The sequence below is a fragment of the Halomonas sp. ML-15 genome, assembly GCF_014779595.1.
Taxonomy (GTDB): domain Bacteria; phylum Pseudomonadota; class Gammaproteobacteria; order Pseudomonadales; family Halomonadaceae; genus Franzmannia.
Window position 1 is genome coordinate 155733 of record NZ_JACXZT010000018.1, and the last position, 693, is coordinate 156425.

General features: G+C 66.2%; 1 protein-coding gene. It reads right to left on the minus strand.

Annotated elements, in window-relative coordinates:
- The coding region (locus IEI94_RS11440) for an autotransporter-associated beta strand repeat-containing protein (protein ID WP_224750091.1) at positions 1 to 693 on the minus strand (693 nt) is incomplete at both ends.

A 693-nucleotide genomic window follows, 5' to 3' on the forward strand; every position in this document is an offset into this window, starting at 1 on the left:
AAGGGTGCCACCGGACGCCACGGTGGTGTCGCCCACGGTGCCGGAGCCACCCAGGAAGCCACCGGCGTTGACCGTCACCTGACCGTCCATCTCACCATCGACATCGAAGTATCCGCCGTTGACCGTGGCATCACCCGTGATGGAGCCGTCGGCCGCCACCACCAGCCTGCCCGCATTGACGGTGGTGCCACCGGTGTAGGTGTGGGTGCCGGCAAGCGTCAGGGTGCCCGCTTCGGTCTTGGTGATGCCACCGCTGCCGGTGATCTCGGTGGCGATGGTCGCCTGATCCGCCAGCACGCGGATTTCACTGCCGCTCGCTTCAGTGACAAGCTGCCCAGGGCCTTCGAGCCGATAGCCCTCATCGACGAACTGCAAGCTCGCAAAAGATTGCGCTTCCTCCACCTCGATGGTGCCGCCGGTGAAGCCACTGGCATCCTTGAAGATGGCATGCTGCCCGGCCCAGGCGACCGGCGCGGCACCCTCCCGGTTCAGCCACTGCGTGTCGGTCGTGCTCCAGACGCCGTCGCCGCCTTGCCAGTGCTGCAGGCCATCGTCGCCCAGGGCGCCGATAAACAGATCGACCCGGCCCGAGCCCGCCTGCAGCTCATACAGACCGGCACTGGGTAGGGAAGGCGTTGTCCCGATGGTGGCGGTGTTGGCGGTCAATTCACCGCCATAGGTCATCAGCCGGTA